This is a genomic window from Brachybacterium equifaecis (assembly GCF_023509525.1).
Classification (GTDB): domain Bacteria; phylum Actinomycetota; class Actinomycetes; order Actinomycetales; family Dermabacteraceae; genus Brachybacterium; species Brachybacterium equifaecis.
The window spans coordinates 564,966-589,393 of the sequence record NZ_JAKNCJ010000002.1 but is presented as its reverse complement, the minus strand read 5'-3'; the positions used below and the strand labels follow the sequence as shown (position 1 = coordinate 589,393).

The window sequence follows — 24,428 nt, the reverse complement described above, 5'->3', positions numbered from 1 at the left end:
CTCCTCGAAGAGGTCCCATGCAGGTCATCCTGGACAACCTCCCGCTGCTGCTGCGCGGCGTGGGCATGACGCTCGCGCTGACGCTGTGCGGGTACGGGCTCGCGCTCCTGCTCGGCACGGCGCTCGCCGTGTGCCGCGTGAGCCCGATCCCCCCGCTGCGCGGATTCGCGACGGTGTACGTGGAGATCTTCCGCAACATCCCGCTGCTGAGCCTGCTGATCCTCATCGCGTTCGGCCTGCCCGATGCCGGCCTGCTGCTGCCGTACTTCTGGTGCGGCGTCGCGGGACTGACGCTCTCGAGCGCGGCGTTCGTGTGCGAGAACGTGCGCTCGGGCATCAACACGGTGCCCGTCGGCCATGCGGAGGCGGCCCGGTCCATCGGCCTGGGCTTCTTCGGGGTGCTGCGGTTCGTCGTGCTGCCGCAGGCGTTCCGCACGATGGTGCAGCCGCTGGTGAACGTCTTCATCGGCACGCTGCTGGGCTCCTCGCTGTGCGCGGCGATCTCGATCTCCGAGACCACCCAGCTCACCCAGCGCCTGACGGGCGAGACCGCCGAGGCGATCCCGCTGTTCCTCTTCGCCGGCGCCGTCTACCTCGTGCTGTCCCTCGGCATCGCCTACGGAGGCCGGCGCATCGAGCGCGCGGTCGCCCCGGGCGCTCGCCGTCTGCGCACCACCGATCGACTGAGGGGAGCGGCCCAGGCATGAGCACTCGATCCGCCGCCGCCACGCAGGTCCTGTTCGACGCCCCCGGGCCGAAGGGCCGCCGCCGCATCCTGCTGATCTCGATCCTCTCGAGCCTCGCGATCCTCGCCCTGCTCGCGCTCGGCCTGTGGCAGTTCCATGTCAACGGCCAGCTCGAGGCCCGCAAGTGGCTCCCGTACCTGCGCTGGGACTACATCGCCTTCCTCGGCCAGGGTCTGCGCGGCACGCTGCTCGCGACCGCCGTCGCCGCGGTCTTCGCCTTCCCGCTGGGCCTGCTGCTCGCTCTCGGGCGCATCTCGCGCGTGCGCGCCGTCAGCTGGATCACGACGGCCTGGATCGAGTTCTTCCGCGGCATCCCGATGCTGCTGGTGGTCTACGCGTTCCTGCTGGCCCTGCCCGTGTACGGCATCTTCTTCCCGCGCTTCTGGATGCTCGTGATCCCGATGATCCTGGTCAGCTCCGCGACCACCGCCGAGGTGTTCCGCGCCGGCATCGGCGCGGTGGACCGCGGCCAGCACGAGGCGGCGGCCGTCATCGGCCTCTCGGGAACGCAGACGATGTTCTCGGTGATCCTGCCGCAGGCCGTGCGCCTCGTGCTCCCGAGCCTGATCCTGGCGCTCGTGAGCCTGCTGAAGGACTCCACCCTCGGGTTCGTGGTCAGCTACAACGAGTTGCAGTTCCAGGGCAAGAACATGGTCGGCCAGACCCGCTTCCTGGTGCAGACCTACCTCGTCGTCTCCGGCATCTACATCGTCATCAACTTCCTGCTGACGCGACTGGCGAACCTGCTGGACCGCAGGATGCGCCGACGCGCCGCGGAAGGGTCCGCGCGCACCCGCTGAACCCGGGTACTGTCCGATCCGGGCGCTGCACGCCCGCCCCGCCTGCGGCCGGGTGACGCCGCGCCCGCCCCGCCCCCGCTCGATCCCTCTCAGGAGCCCCCGCCATGTGCCGACTGCTCGGCGTCATCACCCGCGAGCCCACCCCTCTGCTGGAGGCGGTGCCCGACGAGCTGCCGCTGTTCACGGCGCTGTCCGAGAAGCACAAGGACGGCTGGGGCGCTGCCTGGTACTCGGGCGCTCCGGGACGGGCAGGCACCGAGGACCCGTCGGCCCTCGAGGACGTCCACGCCGATGCCGCCTCCGGCCTGCACGTGCGCCGCGGCATCGACACCGCGCGCGCCTCCAACGCCTACGGCGAGACGATCGCGGAGGCCGACGGCGAGATCATCATCGTGCACCTGCGCCGCGCGAGCGAGGGCCTCGCCCTCGCCCTGGAGAACACGCACCCCTTCACCGAGGGCCCCGTCGCCTTCGCGCACAACGGCCAGTTCGACATGCCCGCCGGCCTGCGCGAGAAGGTGCTCGCCCTCGGCGGGCGCCCCGTGCGCGGCACCACGGACTCGGAGATCTACTTCAGCCTCATCACCGTGCACGCTCGCGAGCACGGGTGGGCAGGCGCGATCCAGCGCGCTGCCGCGGATCTGACCCGCTGGATCCCCGAGCTCGGCGGCCGCTATCCCGAGGGCCTGAACTGCCTGCTCATGACCCCCGACGCGCTCATCGCCTATGCCCAATCCGATCCGGAGCAGCTCCAGGCGACGTCGACCTGGGACACCTACGACCTGTGCTGGCGGGTCGACGCCCACCGCGTCCTCGTCAGCTCCACCGGCTACGACCAGCCGGGCTTCGCCGTGATCGAGCAGGGCTGCGCGATCGAGATCGCCCGCACCTCCCTCGAGGTGCGCGAGCACGCCGCGCTTCCCGGCTTCCAGCTCTCGACCGCCCGCGCCGAGGGGGAGGCCGCCTGGGCGGCTCGTCGGCCGGACGCTCCCGGAGCGCAGGCCTCGCTGCTCGCCACCACCGCCTGAGAAGGCGCCGCGCCGGAGGAGATTCCATGCTGAACGTCGCATTCATCGGCAACGGCAAGAGCACGAACCGCTATCACGCGCCCTTCCTGCTCTTCCGCCCGGAGACCTTCCGCATCCGGACGATCTACGGCCGCAGCGCCCCGACCTGGGATCTCATCGACGGCGTGCGGTACGTGCGCGACCCCGAGGAGATCTGGTCGGATCCGGAGATCGACCTCGTCATCGTCACGACCACCACTGCCGAGTCCCATGCGCAGTTCGCGCGCGAGGCGCTCGAGCACGGGAAGAACGTCGTGGTCGACAAGCCCTTCGCGCCCACGGCCGCCGAGGCACGGGAGATCTTCGACCTCGCGGCGGAGAAGGGCCTGTTCGTCCAGGGCTACCAGAACCGCCGCTTCGACTCGGACTTCCTCACCGCGAAGTCCGTGATCGAGTCGGGCGTACTCGGGGAGCTGCTCGAGGTCGAGATGCACTACGACTACTACCGCCCCGAGGTGCCGGAGTCCTTCGCCCCGGCCGAGGATCCGGGCCTGTCCTTCCTCTACGCCCACGGCGTGCACACGCTCGACCAGGCCATCAGCCTGTTCGGCGCGCCGGCCGCCGTGCGCAGCGACGTGCGCCAGCTGCTCGGAGCGGGCCGGATGAACGACTACTTCGACGTCGCGCTCGACTACGAGGGCTTCACGGTGCGGGTCGCCTCCAGCTACTTCCGGGTGGTGAACCGCCCGCGGTTCGTCCTCTACGGCCGCCGCGGCGTGTTCGTGAAGACCACGGAGGACCGCCAGGAGGAGCACCTCAAGCTGTTCGCGGTCCCGGGCACCCCCGGGTTCGGCCTCGACCTGCCGGAGCACTACGGCACCCTCACGTACGTCGACGCGGCGGGGGAGCGGCACGAGGAGAAGGTGCCGAGCATCCCCGGCGACTACGCGCGCTTCTACGACGGCGTGCACGCCTCGATCGTGGAGGGCGCCGAGAAGATCGTGCGCGACGAGGAGACGATCGCGGTGATCGGCATCCTCGAGGAGGGCATGCGCGGCTGGGTGCCCGCTTCTGCCGCGGCGAGCGAGGGATCGCCGGCGGGCGGCGGCGCGTCCGCGGGCGCCGACGCGCCGGAAGGCACCGGAGCGGCACCCCGATGAGGCTCGCCGTCCTCGGCAGCGGGATGATCGTGCGCGACTTCCTCCCGCACGCCCGCGAGGTCGAGGGCTTGGAGCTGGCCGCGATCTTCGGCCGCCCCGCGAGCCGCGAGAAGCTCGAGGCGATCGCGGGCGAGCACGGGATCGCGCGCGTGCACACCGACCTCGCGGCGTGCCTCGCCGATCCCGGCGTCGACACCGTGTGGGTGGCGCTCACCAACGACCTCCACTTCGAGGCGTCGATCGCCGCCCTCGAGGCGGGCAAGCACGTCATCTGCGAGAAGCCCTTCGTGCTGCGCGAGGACCACCTCGCGCAGCTGCGCGCGATCGCCGAGGAGCGCGAGCTGATCCTCGTCGAGGCCATCACCACCCTCGACCTGCCCGCCTTCGAGTGGGTGCGCACGCACCTGGACCTGGTGGGGGACGTGCGCCTGCTGCAGTGCGACTACTCCCAGCGCTCCTCGCGGCTGGACGCCTTCGCCCGTGGCGAGACGCCCGCCGCGTTCGATCCCGCCCGCGGCGGCGGGGCGCTGCTGGACATCGGCATCTACACCCTGCACCTCGCCGTCGGCCTCCTGGGCGTCCCGCGCCGCGTCCGCTACACCCCGCGCATCGAGCGCGGCGCCGACACCTCCGGAGTGCTGGTCCTGGACTACGGGGACAGCACCGCCGTCTGCGTCTGCGCGAAGGACTCCTACGGCCCGCGGCGCACCGCCGTGCAGGGCACGGACGGATGGATCGCCGTGGACGGACCGCCGAACACGATGGGCCCCGTGCGCGTCCAGCGCCGCGGAGAGGCGGAGGAGAGCGCCCCCGAGCAGCCTGCCGAGCACCGCATGGTCCCCGAGTTCCGGGCCTTCGCGCGGATGATCGCCGCGGGCGACCTCGCCGAGCGCGACCGCCGCCTGGACCACAGCCAGGCCGTACTCCGCCTCGCGCTCGAGACGCTGCGCGGAGCGGGTCTGGGGCCGGCCGCAGCGGCGCCGTCGGCCGGAGCCGAGAGCCCGCCGCTCCGAGCCGGGACCGCCTGAGCAGAGGATCCGTCCCACCCTGTACGTTGCCCGGGAGCGCGGGGCAGCAGAGCCCGTAGGGTGGCGAGTCGCCCGTCCTGCAGTCCCGGGGCGGAGCCGGGCACCCCCGCTGCCCGCGCCGACCTGAGGAGCACCCCCCCCCATGATCCGCTTCGACCGCGTCGGGAAGACCTACCTCGGCGGCACCACGGCGGTGCACGACTTCTCCTTCACCATCGACTCCCATGAGTCCGTGGTGCTCGTCGGCACCTCCGGATCCGGCAAGACCACCCTCATGCGGATGGTGAACCGGATGGTCGAGCCCAGCAGCGGCCAGGTGCTGATCGACGGCACCGACGTCGCCACGATGGATCCCGTGAAGCTGCGCCGCCGCATCGGATACGTCATGCAGGCCGCCGGGCTCCTGCCGCACCGCACCGTGCTCGACAACGTCGCGACCGTCCCCGTCCTGAATGGGAAGCCGAAGCGCGAGGCCCGCGCCCGCGCCGCCGACCTCCTGGAGATGGTCGGCCTCGGCCGGGACCTCGGCGAGCGCTACCCCTCGCAGCTCTCCGGCGGGCAGCAGCAGCGCGTCGGCGTCGCCCGCGCGCTCGCCGCGGATCCCAACATCCTGCTGATGGACGAGCCGTTCGGGGCCGTGGACCCGATCGTGCGCGCGGAGCTCCAGAAGGAGCTGCTGCGCCTGCAGAGCGACCTGGGCAAGACCATCCTGTTCGTCACCCATGACATCGACGAGGCGTTCCTGCTCGGCGACGAGGTCGTGATCCTCCGCCCGGGCGGGGTGATCGCCCAGTCGGGGACCCCCGCGGAGATCCTCGCCGCTCCGGCCGACAACTTCGTGGAGTCCTTCGTCGGCAGCCGCGAGGGGCGGCGCGCCCTGCACGTCGAGGAGAAGGACGGCGAGCGCATCGTCCTGGACGGCGCGGGCCGCGTCGCCGGGGTGCTCCGGTGAGCTGGGTCCTCGCGAACCTGGACCTGCTGGCCTCCCGGCTCGGGGCGCATCTCCTCCAGTCCCTCCCGCCGATCCTGCTCGCCTTCGTGCTGGCGGTGCCGATCGCGAAGCTCGCGAGCGCCCGCGGCTGGCTGCGCAGTTCCGTCACCACCACCGCGGGGCTCCTGTACGCGATCCCCTCCCTGCCGCTGTTCATCGTGCTGCCGATCATCCTCGGCACCAGCATCCGCAGCCCCCTGAACATCGTGGTGGCGCTGACGATCTACGGCCTCGCCCTGATGATCCCGACCGCGGCGGAGGCCCTGCGCGCCGTGCGCGGCGCGACGCTCGACTCCGCGACCGCCCAGGGCTTCACCCCTTGGGCCCGGTTCTGGCAGGTCGAGCTGCCGCTCGCGGGGCCGGCACTGGTCGCCGGGCTGCGCGTGGTCGCCGTGAGCACGGTGTCGCTTGTGACCGTCGGCGGGGTGCTCGGCGTCCCGAACCTCGGCCTGCTGTTCATCGACGGCTTCCAGCGCGGCATCACCGCCGAGATCCTCTCCGGCATCCTGCTGACGGCCGCCCTCGCGCTCCTGCTCGACGCCCTCATCGTCCTCGCCGGTCGACTGCTGCTCCCGTGGAGCCGACCGGCCCGGACCGCGAAGGTGCGCACGGCGCCGCGGGCAGGGCAGCAGACGGCGCAGACCGCCCACCAGGCGGCGCAGCAGACGGGAGAGGCGCGATGAACCAGCTCCTCCTCGCCCTGCAGTGGCTCGCCGACCCTGCCCGCTGGTCGGGGCCGACGGGCATCGGCGTGCGCCTGCTCGAGCACCTCGCCTACACCGCGCTCGGCGTCGCGATCGCCGCGGCCATCGCGATCCCGATCGGCCTGCTCGTCGGCCACACGCGCCGGGGCCGCGGGCTCGCCGTGACCCTCAGCGGCGCCGCGCGCGCCCTGCCCACCCTCGGCCTCGTGACCCTGTTCGGGCTCTGGTTCGGGATCGGGCTGACCGCCCCGATCCTCGCCTTCGTGATCCTCGCGATCCCCTCGCTGCTGGCCGGCGCGTACTCGGCGGTCGAGGCGGTGGACTCGCAGACCGTGGACGCCGCCCGGGCCCAGGGCATGACAGAATGGCAGATCCTCACCCGCGTCGAGGTGCCGCTGGGGCTGCCGCTGCTGATCTCGGGCGTGCGCCTGGCGAGCGTGCAGGTGATCTCCACGGTCATGCTCGCCGCCTACATCGGCAACGGCGGCCTCGGCCGCTTCATCTTCCTGGGCCTCAACATCCAGGACTACCCGCAGATGCTCGCGGGGTCCATCCTAGTGGTGGCCCTCGCCCTCGTCATCGACCTCGCCCTGCGGCTGCTCGAACGGGTCGCCGCTCCCCGCGGTGCCGCCCGCGCCTGACCGACCGCATCCGCCGCATCACTCGCTCTCCGAAGGAGACACCATGACCTCCAGCAGCACCTCCGCCTCCGCGGTCTCCCGCCGCGCGCTCGCCGGGATCGCCGGCGCCGGGGCCATCGTCCTCGGCGCCGCCGCCTGCTCGAACTCCGATCCGCTGGCCGAGGGCACCTCGGCCCCCGCATCCGGCGCCACGAGCGGGGGAGCGGCGGGCAGCGGGGCGATCGTCGTCGGCAGCCAGCAGTACTACTCCAACGAGATCATCGCCGAGCTGTTCGCGCAGGCGCTCGAGGGCGCGGGTGCGAGCGTCGAGCGGCAGTACCAGATCGGCCAGCGTGAGGTGTACGTCCCCGAGCTGCAGTCCGGCGCGATCGACGTCATGCCCGAGTACCTGGGGAACCTCGCCCAGTACTTCGACGATGCGATCACCACCGGCACGGCCGACGAGCTCTCCGCCGCGCTCGGCACGTCGCTGCCAGAGGGCCTGCGCGCCCTTGCGTACGCCCAGGCCACCGACCAGGACTCCTACTCCACGACCGCCGATTTCGCCGCCCAGCACTCGCTCGCGCAGATCGGCGACCTCGCGGGGATCGCGGATCTGCAGATCGCGGCGAATCCCGAGTTCGAGGCCCGTCCCTACGGCCCTGCCGGCGCGAAGAGCAGCTACGGCGTGGACATCACCCTCGTGCCCGTCTCCGACTCGGGCGGCCCGCTCACGCTCGCCGCGCTGCTGGACGGCAGCGTCCAGATCGCCGACATCTACACCGCCGATCCCGCGATCGGGAAGAACGGCCTGGTGGCGCTCGAGGATCCGAAGTCGATGATCCTCCCGCAGAACGTGGTGCCGATCGTCTCCGCGAAGGTCGATGACGCCGCTGCCGCCGCGCTGAAGGCCGTCACCGACGCCCTCACCACCGAGGAGCTCATCGCGCTGAACACCCGCAGCGTCGACGAGCAGGCCGATTCCGCCGCGATCGCGAAGGACTGGCTGGCCGCGAAGGGCCTCGCGGGCTGACAGGGGCGGGGGCCGCCGAGGGCGGGGGCCGCCCCCCTCCGGCCCGGCCCACACGCCCCCAGCACGTTCGGCCCGGCCCGCACGCCCCCTGCGCGTTCGGCCCGCTCAGGTACCTTTGCGCCGCGCGAAAGGTACGGGAGCGGGCCAGATCCGCCTCGATGGAAAGGGGCATGGGCCGCACGCAGTGCTCCGTGCACTGTGGCCCCCTGGGGTACCTTTGCGCCGGACGAAAGGTACGTGGGCGGGCCGGAGACTGGCGCCTCGGTGAGCATGGCGGTCCGGAGGCGGCCTCCCGGCCCTCCGGCGGCCACGCCTCCCAGCTTCCGCCCAAGCGCACGGGTGCGATTCCCAGGTTCGCGGTGGCAGGGTAGGAGGCATGAACACCAACGACACCTCCCTCTCCGTCTCCCGCACCATCGACGCCCCGGCCAGCGAGATCTTCTCGCTGCTGAGCCTGCCGGCCCGCCACCACGAGTTCGACGGCTCGGGCATGGTCCGCTCCGCCGAGAACACCGAGCGCATCTCGAAGACCGGCGAGGTCTTCGTGATGAACATGCACGCCGAGGACATGGGCGGCGACTACCAGATGTTCAACCACGTCACCGCGTTCGACTCCAACAAGATGATCGGCTGGCAGCCGGCCCAGGAGAAGAGCAAGACCGAGCCCGCCGGCTGGGAGTGGCTCTACACCCTCGAGTCCCAGGGCTCCGACTCCACCCTCGTCACCCTCACCTACGACTGGTCGAAGGTGACCGACAAGAAGCTCGCCTCGATCTTCCCGAAGGTCTCCGCGGACGAGCTCGAGGACTCCCTGAACCAGCTGGCTGCTGCGGTCGCCTGATCTCAGCGCCCGCGCGCTGCATTCAGCGCTCGCGCTGCATGCGAAGAGGGGCTCGTCGGCATCTGCCGACGGGCCCCTCCTGCATGCGCGCAGACTCTCAGCCCTCGCGCACGACCTCCAGCACGGTGGCGCGCACGCCGTTGGAGAACGTCTCGTCCTCCAGGACCTTCAGCTGCGCGATGCCGGCGTCCTCGCTGGAGAAGAGGCGCTGGCCCGCGCCGAGCACCACGGGGAACGTGAGCAGGTGGATGCGGTCCACGAGGCCCGCCGCGAGCAGCGACTGGGCGAGCTTCCCGGAGCCGTGCACGATGATCGGTCCGCCCTCGGTTTCCTTGAGCGCAGCGACGTCGTCGATCGAGGTGAGCAGGTGGCAGTCGCCCCAGGCGTTCGCCTCGACCTCCTCGGCGTCGAGCGTCGTGGAGACGACGTACTTGGGCAGCGCGTTGTAGTGCGCGAACTGCTCGTCCATCGAGGGCCAGACCGGCGCGAAGAACCTGAAGGTCACGCGGCCCAGCAGCAGGGCGGTCGACTCCATCTGCTCGCGGCCCTTGAGGGCATAGGCCTCGGGCACGAAGTCGATGTTCTCGAACGTCCAGCCGGCGCGCGGGTGCTCATCAGGGCCGCCGGGCGCCTCCATCACGCCGTCCAGCGTGATCATCTCGGTGAGGATCAGCGGGCGGGTCATGCCGCAGCCTCGAAGTGGACGGGACGCCCGGGGGCGGGCGTCGCAGCAGGGTCGGTCATGGGGTCCTCCAGATCAGGTCCGGGGGGCTCCGCGGGGTGCCGGCGCCGGATGCGTGCACAGACTAGCCCCCGGGGCGCGAGGGAAGAACGTCCCTCCCCCCGGACGATCCGCCCGTACGCTGTGCACACCCGATCGCCGCAGGCGATCGCCCTGGAAGAGGAGTCCCCATGCCCGCTTCGCATGCCCCCGCCCGTGCCCTCGCGGCCGACGGATTCCGGCCCGGGACCGGCTGGCTCATCGGGATCGTCCTCGCGGTCATCACGTTCTGGCTGTTCGCGCAGACCTTCATCAACGTGAACCCGGCGGTCCAGAGCTCTCTCGGCATCCCGCAGACCACGACCAACCTCGCGGTCTCCGTCGCCGCCCTCTTCTCGGGGATCTTCGTGGTGGTCGCCGGCGGCCTCGCCGACCGCCTCGGCCGCGTGAGGATGCTGCGGATCGGCCTGGTCCTCAGCATCATCGGCTCCGCGCTCGTCGCTCTCGCCCCGGCCGACGCCGGCGCCCTCACCTCGAGCGTCCTGCTCGGCGGCCGCATCGCCCAGGGCCTCAGCGCCGCGGCGATCATGCCCTCGGCGCTCGCGCTGATCAACACCTTCTTCCAGGGCGCCGACCGCCAGCGCGCGGTGTCCTTCTTCTCGATCGGCACCTTCGGCGGCTCGGGGGTGACCTCTTTCTTCGGAGGGCTGATGGCCTCCTCGTTCTTCGGCTGGCGCGGCATCTTCGCGCTGTCGATCCTGGTCGCGATCGGCGCGCTCCTGCTGACGCGGGGCACCCCCGAGGTGAAGGCGCAGGCGCCCGCTGGCGGCCACGCCCGGTTCGACCCGGGCGGCGTGATCGTCTTCGTGATCACCCTGCTGGCGCTGAACGTGTACATCTCCCAGGGGCCGCGCATCGGCTGGCTCTCCCTCGCGGGCATCGCGCTGCTCGTGGTGACGGTGATCGGACTGATCGCCTTCATCGCGATCGAGACGCGCAAGGCCGCACCGTTCCTGCACCTGGACCTGTTCCGCATCCCCACGTTCACCGGGGCCGTGGTCGCGAACTTCCTGGCCAACGCCACGATCGGCACGATCTTCCTGGTGCAGAACTTCCTGCAGAAGGGCGCCGGCTGGTCCCCGCTGGCCGCCGCCTCGCTGACCCTGGGCTACCTGATCGCGATCCTCTCGCTGATCCGGGTGGGGGAGAAGCTGCTGCAGCGCTTCGGCCCGAAGCGCCCGATGACCTGGGGAATGGCGATCCTCGGCACCGCGGTGTTGCCCTGTGCTCCCTCACGTTCCTCCCGCTGCCCGTCTACGTGGTGGTCGCGGTGATCGGCATGACCCTGTTCGGCACGGGCCTGGGGTTCTTCGCCACCCCTGCGACCGACGCCGCGATCTCCTCGGTGCCCACGGAGCAGAGCGGCGCGGCCTCGGGCGTCTTCAAGATGGCCTCCTCGCTCGGCGCCGCGATCGGGCTCGCGATCGCCGGCGCGATCCTCGCCGCGGGTTCCGCGATGGATCCCGACCGCATCGCCGCCGGGGGACTGTTCCAGGGTGCGCCCGACGCCCTCCCGATCCGCTTCGGCGCGATGGCCGGGAACCTGTTCGAGGCGGGAATGGTGATCCTCGCGCTCATCGCGGTGATCGTGCTCGTCCCGAGGACGGCCGGTTCGGCGAAGGCCTCCTGAACCTCAGCCCAGCTGCATGAGGCGGGCCGCGGTCACCTCGTCGACCACCAGATCGGTCGCGCAGCCCGACAGCAGCGCCGCCCGCAGCGGCACGGCCTTGCGCGGCCCCGCAGCGACGAGCACGCGGCGGGGGATCCGGGCGAGCGCCTCCGGGCTCGGACCCGAGCCGCGCGCGTTCATGCGCACGGGCCGCCAGGTGCCGTCGGCCCGCAGGAACACGGTGCAGACGTCGCCGACGGCGCCGTCGGCGCGCAGGCTGCGCACGTCCTCGGCCGAGAGGTAGTCGGAGGTGTGGACGTGGCTGGGCACCTCGGCGTCGAACGCGCCGACGCCGAACACGGCCAGCCGGCAGCGGGACTGCAGGGCGAGCACCTGCCGCACGGACCGCTCGCGCCACAGCGCCTCGCGCGTCTCGGGGTAGTCGAAGAAGGCGGGCACGGGGAAGAGGTGCACGCGCGCGCCCCAGGAGTCCGCGGCGCGCGCGAGCATCGCCGAGACGTAGGGCAGGCCCGCGCCGGCGGCGTTGATCGCGCCGTTGAGCTGCACGATCGAGAGCCCGGGCAGGGGGCGCGGCTCGAGCGCGCCGACGAGCGCGGCGATGGTGGTGCCCCAGGCGAGGCCGATCACGGAGTCGGGCTGCACGAGCGCGCTGACGACCTCCGCCCCGGCGGCGGCCACGGCTGACAGGCGGTCGTGCTCGCTCTGCTCGCGGGGCGAGGGCACGACGATCGCGCGCACCCCGTGGAGCGCGGACAGCTCCTCCTGCAGGTCGCTGACCCTGCGGGCGCCCGGCGCGTGCAGGGAGATCCGCACGATGCCTTCCTCGCGCGCGTCGCTCAGGAGCCGCGACACCGTGGAGCGGGAGACGCGCAGCCGAGACGCGATCGCCTCCATGGTCCGGGCGTCCTCGTAGTACATCCGTGCAGCCTCGAACGCCAGCGCGCGCCGATCATCCGCTCTCATAGGCCTATTGTGCACATCTGTGCACAGGTATTGCACGCATCGCACATCGGTTCCACCATAGACCCGCGGCAGGGCGGCCGCTCCGACGGCGCCCTGCACCACCGACGACGACCGCCCCCGGTCAGCTAGGAGCAGACGATGCCGTCCCTGCGTGAATCCCTTCTCTCGCCCTCCGCCCGATCCGAGCACATCGATCGCCTGAAGGCCGCCACCGCCGAGAACCCGCTGGACGTCCTCGTCGTCGGCGGCGGCGTCAACGGCGCAGGCGCCGCCTTCGATGCGGCCACCCGCGGACTCTCCGTCGGCGTCGTCGAGGCCGCCGACTGGGCCAGCGGCACCTCCTCCAAGTCCTCCAAGCTCATGCACGGCGGCCTGCGCTACCTGCAGATGCTCGACTTCAAGCTCGTCGCCGAGGCGCTGCGCGAGCGCGACCTCCTCATCGAGCGCACCGCCCCGCATCTCGTGCATCCCATCAAGTTCGTCTTCCCCTTCTTCAAGAAGGTCGTGGACCGCGCGTTCATCGGCTCCGGCGTCATGCTCTACGACGCGATGCAGATGGTGGGCCGCAAGCGCGCCGTCCCCATGCACCGCCACCTCCTGCACGACAAGATGCTCGAGGTCTTCCCGGGACTGGACGGCGAGAAGATCGTCGGCGCCCTCGAGTACTACGACGCGCAGATGGACGACGCCCGCTTCGTGATGATGCTGGTGCGCTCCGCCGCGCAGTACGGCGCCGCGGCCGCGAACTACACCCGCGTGCTCGACTACCTCCACGAGGGCGAGCAGGTCACCGGCGTGCGCGTGCGCGACGAGGAGAGCGGCGAGGAGTTCGACATCCACGCCCGCACCACCATCCTCGCCGGCGGCGTCTGGACCGGCGAGCAGCAGGACCTCGCCGGGGCCGACGCCGGCCTCGAGGTGCTCGCCTCCAAGGGCGTGCACATCTCCGTCGCGAAGGACCGCATCCCCGCCGCCCCCGACACGGGCGTCATCACGCAGACCGAGAAGTCGGTGCTGTTCCTGATCCCGTGGGACGAGTACTGGGTCATCGGCACCACCGACACCCCCTGGGAGCAGGACGTCGATGACGTCTCCGCGACCGGGAAGGACATCGACTACATCATCGAGCACGCGAACGCCGTGCTGAAGAGCGACCTCACCCGCGAGGACGTCATCGGCGTCTACTCCGGACTGCGCCCGCTGCTGCAGCCGGTGAAGAAGAGCGGCGGCTCCTCCACCAAGGTCTCGCGCGAGCACACTGTGATGCAGGTCGAGCCCGGGCTCTCCGCGATCGCGGGCGGCAAGTTCACCACCTACCGCGTGATGGCCGAGGACGTCGTCGACTTCGCGATCAAGGACGTCTTCCCGGGCCGCCGCAGCCTCACCACCTCCGTGCCGATCATCGGCGCCCAGGGATACCAGGAGCTCGTGCGCGACAAGAGCGCCATCGCCGCGCGGTACGGCTTCGACGCCGTGCGCATGGACCGCCTGCTGTTCCGCTACGGCGCGCTGCTGACCGACGTGCTGGCGCTGATCGACGAGGACTCCGAGCTCGGCACGCCCCTCGCGCACGCGCCCCGCTACCTGCGCGCCGAGATCGTCTACGCGGCGCGCGCCGAGGGCGTCCGCCACCTGGCCGACGTCATCGAGCGCCGCACGCGGCTGGACTACGAGACCTCCGACCGCGGCGTCGACGCCGCCGAGGAGATCGCCCAGATCCTCGCCGCCGAGCTCGACTGGGACGAGGCCCGCGCCCAGGCCGAGGTCTCCGCGTACTCCGCGCACATCGCCGCCCGCCTCGAGGGCGAGACCACGGCGAGCGACGAGGCCGCTGCGGCCGCCGTCGCCGCCGCACCCGGCACCCCCGCAGGGTCCGCCGGCCGCTGATCCGCGTGCCGCCGGGCCCTCCCCGGCGGCGCACGGCGGCTGTCGGGGAACGCCCCGGCAGCCGCTATCCTCGACCCACCATCCCGCCCCGGCTCGTCCGACGGCGCACCCCGGACCGCCCCCGGTCCATCCGCCTGCCGACGCCGTCGGCTTGGCACCGCGGCCTGTCCCGGCCGCACCCGGCGCCGCGCACCCAGCGGCCCCGGGACGCTCGTCCCCGCACAGAGGCGGGGGCGCACTCGATGAGGAGATCCCATGGGAACGATCGGCACCATCTTCCTGCACGAGATCGCGGGCACCGCGATGCTCCTGCTGCTCGGCGGCGGCGTCGTCGCCAACGCGATCCTGGCCAAGACCAAGGGCAACGGCGGCGGCTGGCTGATGATCAACATCGGCTGGGGCCTCGCGGTCTTCGCCGGTGTCTACGTCGCCTACGCGACCGGCGCGCACCTGAACCCGGCCGTCACGCTCGGCCTGCTCGCCAACGGCAGCGACATGTTCGGCGGCAACCCTGACCTCGGCCTCGCGGCGATCCCCGCGACCGCCGGCAACGTCATCGCCTACCTGGTCGCCCAGATGATCGGCGCCATGATCGGCGCCCTGCTGGTCTGGGTCGTCTACAAGAACCACTTCGACGCGGAGACCGATCCGGGCACGATCCTCGGCGTCTTCTCCACGGGCCCCGAGATCCGCTCGCTGGGCTGGAACTTCATCACCGAGGTCATCGGCACTTTCGTGCTCGTGTTCGTGATCATCATGTTCGGCTCCACCCCCTCGGGTCTCGGGCCGCTCGCCGTCGCCCTGCTGGTCGTCGCCGTCGGCGCCTCGCTCGGCGGTCCGACGGGCTACGCCATCAACTCCGCCCGTGACCTCGGCCCGCGCATCATGCACGCGATCCTCCCGATCCCGAACAAGGGCGGCTCCGACTGGGGCTACGCCTGGGTCCCGGTCCTCGGCCCGATCGTCGGCGGCGTGCTCGCCGGCCTCGTGGCGCTCGCCTTCTGAGCCGCTTCGGCTCCCACCCTGTTCACGCAGTTCCGTCCGACCATCACCACAAGGGAGTACTGATGAACGACAAGTCCACCGACAAGGGCGAGAAGAAGTACATCCTCGCCATCGACCAGGGCACGACCTCCACCCGCGCGATCGTCTTCGACCACGCCGGGCAGATCGTCGCCACCGGCCAGAAGGAGCACGAGCAGATCTTCCCGAAGGCGGGATGGGTCGAGCACGATCCGATCGAGATCTGGAAGAACCTGCGCTCGGTCGTCGCCGAGGCGATGTCCGCAGCGGAGATCAACCGCCACGCGCTCGCCGCCGTCGGCATCACCAACCAGCGCGAGACCGCGGTGGTCTGGGACAAGACCACCGGCGAGCCCGTCTACAACGCGATCGTCTGGCAGGACACCCGCACCCAGAAGATCTGCGACCGCCTCGCAGGCGACGAGGGCGCGGAGAAGTACAAGGAGCGCGTGGGCCTCCCGCTCGCCACCTACTTCTCGGGCCCCAAGATCGCCTGGATCCTCGAGAACGTCGAGGGGGCGAAGGAGAAGGCCGAGGCCGGCGACCTGCTGTTCGGCAACACCGACTCCTGGCTCGTGTGGAACATGACCGGCGGCGTCGAGGGCGGCGTGCACGTCACCGACGTCACCAACGCCTCGCGCACGATGCTCATGAACATCGACACCCTCGACTGGAACGAGGACATCGCGAAGGACATGGGCATCCCGATGTCGATGCTCCCCGAGATCAAGTCCTCCTCCGAGGTCTACGGGCACGGCCGCAAGAACGGGCTGCTCATCGACACCCCGATCGCCGGCATCCTCGGCGACCAGCAGGCGGCCACCTTCGGCCAGGCGTGCTTCGAGGTGGGCATGGCCAAGAACACCTACGGCACCGGCAACTTCATGCTCATCAACACGGGCGAGGAGCTCGTGCACTCGGAGAACGGCCTGCTGACGACCGTCGCCTACAAGATCGGCGACAGCAAGCCGATCTACGCCCTCGAGGGCTCCGTGGCGGTCACCGGCTCGCTCGTGCAGTGGGTCCGCGACAACCTGGGCCTCATCACCGACGCCCCGGAGATCGAGGAGCTCGCGAAGAAGGTCGACGACAACGGCGGCTGCTACATCGTCCCTGCCTTCTCGGGACTGTTCGCTCCGCACTGGAAGTCCGATGCCCGCGGTGCGATCGTGGGTCTGACCCGCTACATCACCAAGAACCACATCGCGCGCGCGGCCCTGGAGTCCACGGCCTTCCAGTCCCGCGAGGTGCTGGACGCGATGAACGCCGACTCCGGCGTCGAGCTCACCGAGCTCAAGGTCGACGGCGGCATGGTGAAGAACGAGACCCTCATGCAGTTCCAGGCCGACATCCTCGGCGTGCCCGTCGTGCGCCCCAAGGTCATCGAGACCACCGCGCTCGGCGCCGCGTACGCCGCGGGCATCGCGGTCGGCTTCTGGGACGGCGAGCAGGACGTCATCGACAACTGGGCCGAGGACAAGCGCTGGGAGCCCCAGATGGACGAGGAGACCCGCGCCCGCTACATGCGCCTGTGGAAGAAGGCCATCGAGCGGACCCTCGACTGGGTCGACGAGGACACCGAGGCGCTGTACGGCTGATCCGGCACGGGGAGGGGGCTCGGCTCAGCCGGGCCCCCGCCTCCTGAAGCGCAGTCGGCGCACTGGTGTTCCATCCGTGGAACGCCAGTGCGCCGACTGCATTTCCGGCCGAGGCCTGCGGGGGAGAGGCGGGCGGAGCCGCTGCTGCCGCCCGCCTCGGACCGCCTGTGTGTCAGACGCCGCGCAGGTCCGACGTCTTGACGAACGCGGAGCGCTGGTTGAGCTGGATGCGCGCCCACGAGGTGTCGTCCCGCACCCACTGCCCGTGCGTGCCGTCGAACCGCGGGGACCAGTAGTAGGCGCCCTGGGAGACGTCCTGCAGGACGTAGGCCTGCTCGTCCGTGAGCGAGTACGGCAGCGGGGCGAGGACCACGGGCTCGAGACCGGCAGCCCGGAAGGCCTGCTCGCCCGGGAAGGACGCCCCGTAGACCTTCACCGCGCGGTTCTTCTTCGGCCGGACCGTCTTCACGCTGGGCGGCGGCACCTCGATCGCGGAAGCGCCGGATGGGTCCGTCTCCTTCACCCAGCCGATCCGCCCCGAGATCCAGATCCCGCACCACCCGTCGACACGGTCCGCCACCGCGAAGGTCTGGCCCCAGGAGACCTGGTTCCCCCAGTCGCAGATGTAGTCCTGGCCGGTGATCGCGGGCTTCGCCGCAGCCAGCGCCGGATCGGTGAGCAGCGGCGCATCGTCGCGCGGCGCGGTGCGCACCATGAGGACCGACGTCGGCCGTGCCGGGAGCCGGCCCTCTCCGGGATCGCAGCTGAGGAAGTCCCGCACGTTGGACTCGTAGGCCGGAGCGATGCGCACGGTCTCGGCCTTGCCGCTGCGGCCGCTGCGCAGGGGAGCCGCGGGAGCGTCGGCGGCTGCGAAGAGCTTCTCCCAGTCGTAGTAGGCGCCCGGATCCCAGTGCATCTTCCCGTGGGAGGCGGGGCTCGCGCCGGGAAGGTTCTCGTGGCCGAGGATGTGATCGCGGTCCAGTGGGACCTCGTAGCGCTCGCAGAGGTAGGCGACGAGACGGCCGGCGGACTCGTACTGCGCATCGGTGTAGTGCTCGGGCTCCTCGGCCACTCCGATCAGCTCGATGCCGATGGAGGACTGGTTGAACGTCCAATTCCCTGCGTGCCAGGCGATGTCCTGGTTGCGCACCATCTGCGTGACGCGGCCGTCCTCGCGGATGACGTAGTGGATCGACGCGTAGTAGGCCGGGTTGGTGAAGATCTCGATGGCCAGGTCGTAGTCGGTCTCGGTGTCGTGGATGATGATCGCGTCGATGTCGGCGGGACCGCGCTCGGCGAGCGAGTAGCTCGCGTAGTCGTCGGGGTCGGCGGGGTTCATCGACTGGTAGGCCGAGGGGATGACCTCGATGTCGAGACCCGCGGGCCCTTCGGGCGCGAACGTCCCGGGCGGCGGGCTCAGCGGCGCGGGCGCGGAAGGAGTCCTGGGCTTCGCGGGCGCCGCGTGGGCGGCTGCGGCGCCCAGGGGGAGAGCGAGCCCAGCGAGGGCGAGCCCTCCGAGCCCTCCGAGCGCGGAGCGGCGGGTCAGGGAGGCGAGGAGCTCGTCGCGCTCGTCGCGGCGTGCGGGGGTGATGTCAGGCAGGCACATAGCGGTCCTCATGTCGGGGGCGCGTCGTCGCACCCGGAGCCGTCGAGTGTGCCACCTCGCAGGCGCAAATGGAAGAGTCTTGCGTTGAGACTCGGATCGATGGAAGCGACTTCCGGGCAGCCTCCCTCGGGGCGCCGTGCCAGGATGGCCCGATGAACCGACTCCTGCCCGATCCCGTGTACTTCGCCGGTCTGCCGAAGGTCATCACCTCCGGCGCCGTGATCCTGCGCGACGAGCACGGGCGCGTGGTCATCGAGAAGCCCAACTACCGCGTCCACTGGCTCCTGCCCGGTGGGGGAGTGGATGCAGGGGAGGACGCCCGCGAGTGCGCGCAGCGCGAGGTGCGCGAGGAGCTGGGGCTCGATCTCCAGGTCGGGCGCCTGCTGACGGCCGACTGGGCGCCCTCGCGCGCGGCCGTCTCCGCGCCGATGGGCGTCCACTTCGTCTTCGATGCGGGCGTGATCCCCTTCGCCGAGCTCGAGGCGCGGATCATCCCGCAGGAGGCGGAGCTCGACGGCTGGATGGTGGCCGACGACGCCGCGCTCGATCTGCTCGGCCCCTGGGGCGCCCGCCGGGTGCGGCGCTGCCTCGCCGTTCTGGACGGCGAGGCAGAGGCCGACCTGTACTGAGCGGGCTCCTGCGGGCCTGCCCGCGTCAGGCGTTCGCGATGACCCCGAGGGCCTGCGCGATCGGCACGGCGCTCGCGGCGGCCCACGCCTGCGGGCGGCAGGACGCCGGGTAGGGCAGAGGCGGGTCGACCTCGTCGGCGCTCTGGCCGCTGAAGAGCTCGGGCAGGCGCTGGTCGAAGCCGTTCGCCGCGCTCAGGAGCGCGCGGGCCAGGATCCGCGCCTCGGCCTCGAATCCCGCGCGCAGCATGCCGCGCAGGATGTACCCGGTGTCGTGGGTCCATACGCTGCCGCCGTGGTAGCGCAGCGGCCAGTAGGCAGCGTTCGTGGTGGAGAGCGTGCGCACCCCGTAGCCCGACATCATGCTCGGGTCGAGGAGCCTCGCGACCACGATCTCCTCCTCGTCGGCATCGAGGATCCCGGTGCCGAGCAGGTGGCCCATGTTCGATGCGACGCCGTCGACCGGGCGCTTGGCGCCGTCCAGCGCGAGCGCGGGGAAGCGGCCCAGCTCGTCCTCGCACCAGAACTGCGCGCGGAAGCGATCTCGCAGGTCCGAGGCCCAGGAGCGCAGGGCGCCGACCAGCTCGGGGCGGCTCTCGGCCGCTGCGGCGCAGGGGCCCTCGAGGAGGTTCGCGGCGTGCAGGGCCGCGGCGTACGCGTAGCCCTGCACCTCGCACAGCGCGATGGTGCCCTCCGCGATCGTGCCGTCGGCGAAGCGGATCGAGTCGCCGGAGTCCTTCCAGCCCTGGTTCGCGAGGCCGTGCCCGGACTCGTCGATGTACTCGAGGAATCCGTCGCCGTCGGCGTCGGCGTGCTCGAGCAGCCAGTCGGCGGCGGCCGCGAGGTGGGGGGCGAGCTCGGCGACCTCGGCCGCCTGCATCCCGCCCTTCCAGGCGTCGTGCAGCAGCTCGATCCACAGGGGAGTGGCGTCGATGGTGCCGAAGTAGACGGGCGGCAGGTGGCTCTCGATCATGTCGATGCCCTGGGCCCGCACCTCGTGGAGGATCTTCCCGGGCTGCTGGGCCGACTCGATGTCCTTCACGGTGCCCTGGCGGCGCGCGAGGGTGCGCAGGGTGCTCGCGGCGAGACCGGCATCCAGCGGCAGCACGAGGGAGGCGGCGATCAGGGAGTCCCGGCCGAAGAGCGTGAAGAACCAGGGGGCGCCCGCCGCGAGGAACTCCTCGTCCTCGGCGCCCGGGACCGCGAGGCGCAGGGCGTCGAGATCGGCGAGCGAGCGGTCGAGGAGCCGGCTCACGGCGAGGCGCTCGGGATCGGCGCCCGACTCGCGCGCATCAGCGCTCGCATCGCCCTGGCCGGCGGCGGCGAGCGGGCTCCACGCGCCCCGCGCGGGCCCGAAGGGCAGGTCGGGATCGCTCGCCTCGAGCGACCACTGCGCCTGCGCGGTCCCGCCTCCGGCCGGGACGGCGAGCTCCATGACCAGCGTGATCTCTCCGCTCGGATCCGTCTCGATGCGGCCGCCGCCGACCCGGAGGGTCGCCTTCCCCGCGCGGCTGAACGACCAGGACGCCGCGGCGTCCCCGCCGGCCGACGGGGCCGGACGCTCCCCCGAGAGGGCGGCGAGCAGCCGCGGCTCCTTCACGGCCGACATCGCCGCGTCATCGGTGATGAGCGCGATGCGCACCTCGAGCGCGCGCGCCTCTGCGTCGGCGCTGACCAGGCGCACGGTCTCGCGGATGCCGTCGGCATCGGCCCGGCGCTCGCGGTGCAGCTCGAGCAGGGGGTCCACGTGCGCGCCGGCGATCGCGACCACGTCGCGCAGCACGATCTCCCGAGCCGATCGCACCTGGAGCGGCATCGGCGCCAGATCCGCGCCGGGGACCTCGATCTGCAGCGAGGAGAGCAGGCGCGTGTCGCCGAGGAAGATGCCCTGCGCGCCCTCGCCCGTCATCGCGCCGTCCGCGCGCGACCACGCCTGCAGCGGCGCGTGGAACACGCCCGCGAGATAGTGCACGTACGGCTGGTGGCGCTGCACGGGGTACGGGTGGGGAGCGCTCGCAGAGGCGTTCATGGGGTCCTTCCGGGACAGGGCGGGGGCAGGGACGCCATCGCACGGAAGGGGCGGATCGCAGCGGGCTTGACAGGCCGCGCGTTCAGGGTGACGATGAGCGCATCCCCAGTTTGATCGATCAACAGTGCAGATGCAACCGCGGTTGATCGTTCAACACCAGAAGTCCCGATGACGCGGCAGCAGGAAGGAGGTCAGGCGATGACGCAGTCGACCGCGCCCGCGACCGCCGCCTCCGGCGCGAAGCCCACCCTGAACTCCATCGCGGCCGCCACCGGTGTCTCCCGCCAGACGGTCTCCAACGTCGTCAACGACCCCTCCCGCGTCGCCGAGCCCACGCGCGGCATCGTCGAGAGCGAGATCCGGCGCGTCGGCTACCGTCCGAGCGCGGCGGCCCGGCAGCTGCGCACCCAGCGCTCCGGGCTCCTCGGCTTCCGCATGCGCGCGGTGGCCGACGGCATCAACGGCTCGATCCTGGACCGCCTGCTCCACGCGCTCACCGAGCGGGCGCACGAGCGGGGCTACGCGATCCTCGTGTTCGCCGCAGCCGACGACGACGCCGAGATCGCCGCCTACGACGATCTGCGCGCGACCAACGCCCTGGACGGCTTCCTGCTCACCTCCACCAACCACGGCGACCGCCGCAGCGACTGGCTCGCAGCGCAGGGGATCCCCTTCGTGGCCTTCGGCCGCCCCTGGGGCCGCGACGATGCCGCGCACTCCCGCGACCACGACTGGATCGACATCGACGGCGGCCACGGGACGGCCGAGGCGGTGCGCGCGCTCGCAGCCGACGGCGCCCGTCGCATCGGCCTGATCGGCTGGCCGGAGGGCTCCGGCGCCGGGGACGACCGCGCCGACGGCTTCCGCCGCGCCTGCGCGGAGCTCGGGCTCGAGGGCGACCTGATCGAGCGCGCGGAGGACAGCTTCGAGTCCGGGCAGGAGAGCGCCGAGCGGCTCGTCGGCCGCGGCGCCGAGGCGATCGTGTGCGTCTCGGACTCCCTCGCGCTCGGCGCGGTCGCCCGGATGCGCGCGCTCGGACGGCACGACGTCATGGCCCGGATCATCGGCTTCGACGACACCCCGGTCGCCCGCGCCATCGGCATCTCGAGCGTCGACCAGCCCATCGAGCAGGCCGCCCGCGCCATGCTCGACCTCCTCGTCCACCGCATCGAGCATCCGCAGGCGGCTCGCACCGACGGCCCGCCCGCGCTGCTCCTCCCCACCGTCCGGCGGCGCACCGTCGCCTGACCCCAGATCTCCGGCTCCTGGAGCCGGCAGCCCTCTGGCCGCCTCAGCGGCCCGACCTTTCCTAGGAGACACCATGACCACCCACCGCACTCCTCTCGAGCGTCGCCGCGTCCTCGCCGGCATGGCTGCGATCCCCGCCCTCGGCCTCACCCTCGCCGCCTGCGGCGGCGGCTAGGGCTTCGACTCCTCGGGCTCCTCCGACGGCGGCTCCGCCGGCGGCAGCAGCGACGGCCTGCGCGTCCTCATCGGCGCCTCCGGCGACGCCGAGCTGAAGGCAGTCCAGGACGCCGTCGCCGCCTGGGCGAAGGAGTCCGGCAAGTCCGCCGAGGTCATCCCGGCCTCCGACCTCAGCCAGCAGCTCTCCCAGGGCTTCGCCTCCGGCTCGCCCTCGGACGTCTTCTACCTCTCGGCCGACGCGGTCGCGGGCTACGCGAGCAACGGCTCCCTCGAGCCCTACGGCGACACGCTCTCCACCATCGGCGACTTCTACCCGGGCCTGGTCGAGGCGTTCACCGTCGACGGCAAGCAGTACGGCGCCCCGAAGGACTTCTCGACCCTGGCCCTGGTCATCAACTCCGACCTGTGGGCGGCCGCGGGCCTGACCGACGCCGACATCCCCGCCTCCTGGGACCAGCTCGCCGCCGCTGCCCAGAAGCTGACCCAGGGCAGCGTCGTGGGCCTCGCGACCTCGGGCGAGTACCAGCGCCTCGGCGCCTTCATGGCGCAGGCCGGCGGCGAGCTCGTCACCGACGGCAAGGCCACCGCGAACTCGACCCAGAACGTCGAGGCCCTGAACTACGTGAAGTCGCTGCTCGCAGCCGGCCACATGAAGTTCGCCAAGGACCTCGGCGCCGGCTGGGGCGGAGAGGCGATCGGCAAGGGCCTGTGCGCCATGACGATCGAGGGCAACTGGATCGTCGGCGGCCTGAAGGCCGACTACCCCGACGTGAAGTACACGGTCGTCGAGCTGCCCGCAGGCCCCGCCGGCAAGGGCACCCTGCAGTTCACCAACGCCTGGGGCATCGCCGCCGACTCCTCGCACAAGGAGGACGCGGTCGCGCTCGTCGAGTTCCTGACCTCGGCCGATCAGCAGATGGCCTTCGCCGAGGCCTTCGGCGTCATGCCCTCGCTCTCGACCGTCGCGGGCGACTGGCAGGCCGCCAACCCCGAGCTCGCCGCCTTCAGCGCCTCGGCCGAGTACGCGAAGAACGTCCCCGGCCAGGAGGGCGTCTCCGACGTCGTCTCCGACCTGAACTCGCAGCTCGAGTCCCTCGCCTCGGCCGACCCGAAGGCGATCCTCGATTCGGTGCAGTCGAACCTCGAGTCCGTCCTCGCCTGATCCGGCGTGATCTCGCGCGAGACGGCCTGATCGCGACCTGATCCGGCCTGATCGCGCACGGAGCGGCCGCCCCCGCGGGCGGCCGCTCCCGTCGGCCCCCCTTGCCCCGACTCCCCAGGAGCTCCACATGACCGCTCGGCGACGCCGCAGCCCCCTCGGCCCCGATGCCGCCGCCGGCGTGTTCATCATGAAGAACTTCTTCGAGTCGATCCCGAAGTCCGTGGAGGAGCAGGCCCGGATCGACGGCGCCGGCACCTTCCGCACCTTCTGGTCGATCGTGCTGCCGATGGCGACCCCGCCCTGATGACGATCATCATCCTGAGCTTCCAGGGCTCCTGGAACGAGATGAACCACTTCATCGTCTCCACCCAGTCGCCCGAGCTGACCACGCTCACCAAGGGCGTCGCCCAGCTCGCGAGCGGCCAGCTCTCCCAGGGCACGCAGTACCCGCTGAAGCTCGCCGCCGCCGCGCTGATGACGGTGCCGGTCGCGATCGTGTTCCTCGTGTTCCAGCGGCGCATCATGAACACCTCGGCCGGAGCGGTCAAGGGCTGAGCCCGCCGCGGGGCAGGCTCCTCCGCCCGCCGAGGGGCCGGGGGCTGACCCCGCCGAGGAGCCGGGTGCTGAACCCGCCGATCCCGCCCGAGAGGGGCGCCTCCGCATCGGAGGCGCCCCTCTCGTCCATCCGAGCACCGCGACAGAGATCGCCCTCCGAGGGCCTTCGATGCTCGCGCCCCGGTTCCTCTCAGGTCGATATGGTCGGTATGC

At 71.6% G+C, this 24,428-nt stretch carries 22 protein-coding genes and 1 pseudogene; 19 read left to right on the top strand and 4 right to left on the bottom strand.

All coding sequences use genetic code 11. The features are described from left to right. The first annotated feature begins 17 nt into the window (after positions 1-17). From Bequi_RS07150 to Bequi_RS07105, 10 genes are all read left to right on the top strand, one after another. Positions 18-707: an amino acid ABC transporter permease gene (locus Bequi_RS07150; protein WP_249737252.1), complete on the top strand. Its 690-nt coding sequence runs from the start codon at positions 18-20 to the stop codon at positions 705-707. Beyond that, the gene (locus tag Bequi_RS07145; RefSeq protein WP_249737251.1) at positions 704-1,546 is read left to right on the top strand and encodes an amino acid ABC transporter permease; all 843 of its coding nucleotides are present in this window, start codon (positions 704-706) and stop codon (positions 1,544-1,546) included. The genes Bequi_RS07150 and Bequi_RS07145 overlap by 4 nt, the downstream gene beginning before the upstream one ends. A gap of 104 nt (positions 1,547-1,650) precedes the next feature. Next, on the top strand, positions 1,651-2,574 hold the full coding sequence (locus Bequi_RS07140; protein WP_249737250.1) for a class II glutamine amidotransferase: 924 nt from the start codon (positions 1,651-1,653) through the stop codon (positions 2,572-2,574). A gap of 26 nt (positions 2,575-2,600) precedes the next feature. Further along, positions 2,601-3,713 carry a Gfo/Idh/MocA family oxidoreductase gene (locus tag Bequi_RS07135; RefSeq protein WP_249737249.1) on the top strand — a complete coding sequence of 371 codons (1,113 nt, stop codon included), beginning with the start codon at positions 2,601-2,603 and terminating at the stop codon, positions 3,711-3,713. Beyond that, positions 3,710-4,741, top strand: coding sequence for a Gfo/Idh/MocA family protein (locus tag Bequi_RS07130; protein WP_249737248.1), 1,032 nt, complete (start codon positions 3,710-3,712; stop codon positions 4,739-4,741). Before Bequi_RS07135 ends, Bequi_RS07130 begins: the two co-directional genes overlap by 4 nt. Positions 4,742-4,883: 142 nt before the next feature. Then, on the top strand, positions 4,884-5,693 hold the full coding sequence (locus tag Bequi_RS07125; protein ID WP_249737247.1) for an ABC transporter ATP-binding protein: 810 nt from the start codon (positions 4,884-4,886) through the stop codon (positions 5,691-5,693). Next, positions 5,690-6,415 carry an ABC transporter permease gene (locus tag Bequi_RS07120; RefSeq protein WP_249737246.1) on the top strand — a complete coding sequence of 242 codons (726 nt, stop codon included), beginning with the start codon at positions 5,690-5,692 and terminating at the stop codon, positions 6,413-6,415. Before Bequi_RS07125 ends, Bequi_RS07120 begins: the two co-directional genes overlap by 4 nt. Continuing rightward, positions 6,412-7,077, top strand: coding sequence for an ABC transporter permease (locus Bequi_RS07115; protein ID WP_249737245.1), 666 nt, complete (start codon positions 6,412-6,414; stop codon positions 7,075-7,077). The genes Bequi_RS07120 and Bequi_RS07115 overlap by 4 nt, the downstream gene beginning before the upstream one ends. Positions 7,078-7,120: 43 nt before the next feature. Further along, positions 7,121-8,089, top strand: a complete 969-nt coding sequence (locus Bequi_RS07110) for an ABC transporter substrate-binding protein (RefSeq protein WP_249737244.1) — start codon at positions 7,121-7,123, stop codon at positions 8,087-8,089. 376 nt (positions 8,090-8,465) lie between these two features. Further along, positions 8,466-8,930, top strand: a complete 465-nt coding sequence (locus Bequi_RS07105) for an SRPBCC family protein (RefSeq protein ID WP_249737243.1) — start codon at positions 8,466-8,468, stop codon at positions 8,928-8,930. A gap of 97 nt (positions 8,931-9,027) precedes the next feature. On the opposite strand, the gene Bequi_RS07100 is transcribed toward Bequi_RS07105, so the two are convergent. Beyond that, complete coding sequence (locus Bequi_RS07100) at positions 9,028-9,615, bottom strand: dihydrofolate reductase family protein (protein WP_249737242.1); 588 nt, start codon at positions 9,613-9,615, stop codon at positions 9,028-9,030. A 227-nt stretch (positions 9,616-9,842) separates the two neighbouring features. On the opposite strand from Bequi_RS07100, the gene Bequi_RS07095 reads away from it, so the two are divergent. Together Bequi_RS07095 and Bequi_RS07090 are read left to right on the top strand one after the other, a co-directional pair. Beyond that, the gene (locus Bequi_RS07095; RefSeq protein ID WP_249737241.1) at positions 9,843-10,985 is read left to right on the top strand and encodes an MFS transporter; all 1,143 of its coding nucleotides are present in this window, start codon (positions 9,843-9,845) and stop codon (positions 10,983-10,985) included. Next, entirely contained in the window at positions 10,982-11,341 is a 360-nt protein-coding gene (locus Bequi_RS07090) for an MFS transporter (RefSeq protein ID WP_249737240.1), read from the top strand. The genes Bequi_RS07095 and Bequi_RS07090 overlap by 4 nt, the downstream gene beginning before the upstream one ends. A gap of 3 nt (positions 11,342-11,344) precedes the next feature. On the opposite strand, the gene Bequi_RS07085 is transcribed toward Bequi_RS07090, so the two are convergent. Beyond that, the gene (locus Bequi_RS07085) at positions 11,345-12,304 is read right to left on the bottom strand and encodes a sugar-binding transcriptional regulator (protein WP_249737239.1); all 960 of its coding nucleotides are present in this window, start codon (positions 12,302-12,304) and stop codon (positions 11,345-11,347) included. A gap of 138 nt (positions 12,305-12,442) precedes the next feature. Here Bequi_RS07085 and Bequi_RS07080 point away from each other — a divergent pair, with 138 nt between their 5' ends. The 3 genes from Bequi_RS07080 to glpK all read left to right on the top strand — a co-directional run bounded on the left by Bequi_RS07080 (position 12,443) and on the right by glpK (position 16,812). Then, positions 12,443-14,191 carry a glycerol-3-phosphate dehydrogenase/oxidase gene (locus Bequi_RS07080; protein WP_249737238.1) on the top strand — a complete coding sequence of 583 codons (1,749 nt, stop codon included), beginning with the start codon at positions 12,443-12,445 and terminating at the stop codon, positions 14,189-14,191. Between the two features lie 264 nt (positions 14,192-14,455). After that, positions 14,456-15,196 (top strand): MIP/aquaporin family protein, encoded by a 741-nt coding sequence (locus Bequi_RS07075; RefSeq protein WP_249737407.1) that lies wholly within the window; start codon positions 14,456-14,458, stop codon positions 15,194-15,196. A 62-nt stretch (positions 15,197-15,258) separates the two neighbouring features. Next, positions 15,259-16,812, top strand: a complete 1,554-nt coding sequence (glpK, locus tag Bequi_RS07070) for a glycerol kinase GlpK (RefSeq protein WP_249737237.1) — start codon at positions 15,259-15,261, stop codon at positions 16,810-16,812. A 172-nt stretch (positions 16,813-16,984) separates the two neighbouring features. On the opposite strand, the gene Bequi_RS07065 is transcribed toward glpK, so the two are convergent. Further along, positions 16,985-18,418, bottom strand: a complete 1,434-nt coding sequence (locus tag Bequi_RS07065) for an N-acetylmuramoyl-L-alanine amidase (protein WP_249737236.1) — start codon at positions 18,416-18,418, stop codon at positions 16,985-16,987. A gap of 152 nt (positions 18,419-18,570) precedes the next feature. Between Bequi_RS07065 and Bequi_RS07060 the strand changes: the two genes are divergently transcribed. After that, positions 18,571-19,047 carry an NUDIX domain-containing protein gene (locus Bequi_RS07060; protein WP_249737235.1) on the top strand — a complete coding sequence of 159 codons (477 nt, stop codon included), beginning with the start codon at positions 18,571-18,573 and terminating at the stop codon, positions 19,045-19,047. A gap of 25 nt (positions 19,048-19,072) precedes the next feature. Here Bequi_RS07060 and Bequi_RS07055 read toward each other — a convergent pair whose 3' ends face one another. Beyond that, on the bottom strand, positions 19,073-21,073 hold the full coding sequence (locus Bequi_RS07055; protein WP_249737234.1) for a glycogen debranching N-terminal domain-containing protein: 2,001 nt from the start codon (positions 21,071-21,073) through the stop codon (positions 19,073-19,075). A gap of 198 nt (positions 21,074-21,271) precedes the next feature. Here Bequi_RS07055 and Bequi_RS07050 point away from each other — a divergent pair, with 198 nt between their 5' ends. The 3 genes and pseudogenes from Bequi_RS07050 to Bequi_RS07040 all read left to right on the top strand — a co-directional run. After that, a complete protein-coding gene (locus Bequi_RS07050; protein WP_249737233.1) occupies positions 21,272-22,321 on the top strand; it encodes a LacI family DNA-binding transcriptional regulator in 1,050 nt (349 codons plus the stop codon). A gap of 232 nt (positions 22,322-22,553) precedes the next feature. Then, the gene (locus tag Bequi_RS07045) at positions 22,554-23,660 is read left to right on the top strand and encodes a sugar ABC transporter substrate-binding protein (protein WP_430623101.1); all 1,107 of its coding nucleotides are present in this window, start codon (positions 22,554-22,556) and stop codon (positions 23,658-23,660) included. A 169-nt stretch (positions 23,661-23,829) separates the two neighbouring features. Then, a pseudogene (locus Bequi_RS07040) lies at positions 23,830-24,215 on the top strand (carbohydrate ABC transporter permease); the annotation flags it as partial. Positions 24,216-24,428: the final 213 nt, after the last annotated feature.

What these genes read in the sequence shown, in the direction of transcription:
- Bequi_RS07150 (WP_249737252.1), top strand. Translation starts at nt 18, where the DNA reads ATGCAGGTCATCCTGGACAACCTCCCGCTGCTGCTGCGCGGCGTGGGC.
- Bequi_RS07145 (WP_249737251.1), top strand. Translation starts at nt 704, where the DNA reads ATGAGCACTCGATCCGCCGCCGCCACGCAGGTCCTGTTCGACGCCCCC.
- Bequi_RS07140 (WP_249737250.1), top strand. Translation starts at nt 1,651, where the DNA reads ATGTGCCGACTGCTCGGCGTCATCACCCGCGAGCCCACCCCTCTGCTG.
- Bequi_RS07135 (WP_249737249.1), top strand. Translation starts at nt 2,601, where the DNA reads ATGCTGAACGTCGCATTCATCGGCAACGGCAAGAGCACGAACCGCTAT.
- Bequi_RS07130 (WP_249737248.1), top strand. Translation starts at nt 3,710, where the DNA reads ATGAGGCTCGCCGTCCTCGGCAGCGGGATGATCGTGCGCGACTTCCTC.
- Bequi_RS07125 (WP_249737247.1), top strand. Translation starts at nt 4,884, where the DNA reads ATGATCCGCTTCGACCGCGTCGGGAAGACCTACCTCGGCGGCACCACG.
- Bequi_RS07115 (WP_249737245.1), top strand. Translation starts at nt 6,412, where the DNA reads ATGAACCAGCTCCTCCTCGCCCTGCAGTGGCTCGCCGACCCTGCCCGC.
- Bequi_RS07110 (WP_249737244.1), top strand. Translation starts at nt 7,121, where the DNA reads ATGACCTCCAGCAGCACCTCCGCCTCCGCGGTCTCCCGCCGCGCGCTC.
- Bequi_RS07105 (WP_249737243.1), top strand. Translation starts at nt 8,466, where the DNA reads ATGAACACCAACGACACCTCCCTCTCCGTCTCCCGCACCATCGACGCC.
- Bequi_RS07100 (WP_249737242.1), bottom strand. Translation starts at nt 9,615, where the DNA reads ATGACCCGCCCGCTGATCCTCACCGAGATGATCACGCTGGACGGCGTG.
- Bequi_RS07095 (WP_249737241.1), top strand. Translation starts at nt 9,843, where the DNA reads ATGCCCGCTTCGCATGCCCCCGCCCGTGCCCTCGCGGCCGACGGATTC.
- Bequi_RS07085 (WP_249737239.1), bottom strand. Translation starts at nt 12,304, where the DNA reads ATGAGAGCGGATGATCGGCGCGCGCTGGCGTTCGAGGCTGCACGGATG.
- Bequi_RS07080 (WP_249737238.1), top strand. Translation starts at nt 12,443, where the DNA reads ATGCCGTCCCTGCGTGAATCCCTTCTCTCGCCCTCCGCCCGATCCGAG.
- glpK (WP_249737237.1), top strand. Translation starts at nt 15,259, where the DNA reads ATGAACGACAAGTCCACCGACAAGGGCGAGAAGAAGTACATCCTCGCC.
- Bequi_RS07065 (WP_249737236.1), bottom strand. Translation starts at nt 18,418, where the DNA reads ATGTGCCTGCCTGACATCACCCCCGCACGCCGCGACGAGCGCGACGAG.
- Bequi_RS07060 (WP_249737235.1), top strand. Translation starts at nt 18,571, where the DNA reads ATGAACCGACTCCTGCCCGATCCCGTGTACTTCGCCGGTCTGCCGAAG.
- Bequi_RS07055 (WP_249737234.1), bottom strand. Translation starts at nt 21,073, where the DNA reads ATGAACGCCTCTGCGAGCGCTCCCCACCCGTACCCCGTGCAGCGCCAC.
- Bequi_RS07050 (WP_249737233.1), top strand. Translation starts at nt 21,272, where the DNA reads ATGACGCAGTCGACCGCGCCCGCGACCGCCGCCTCCGGCGCGAAGCCC.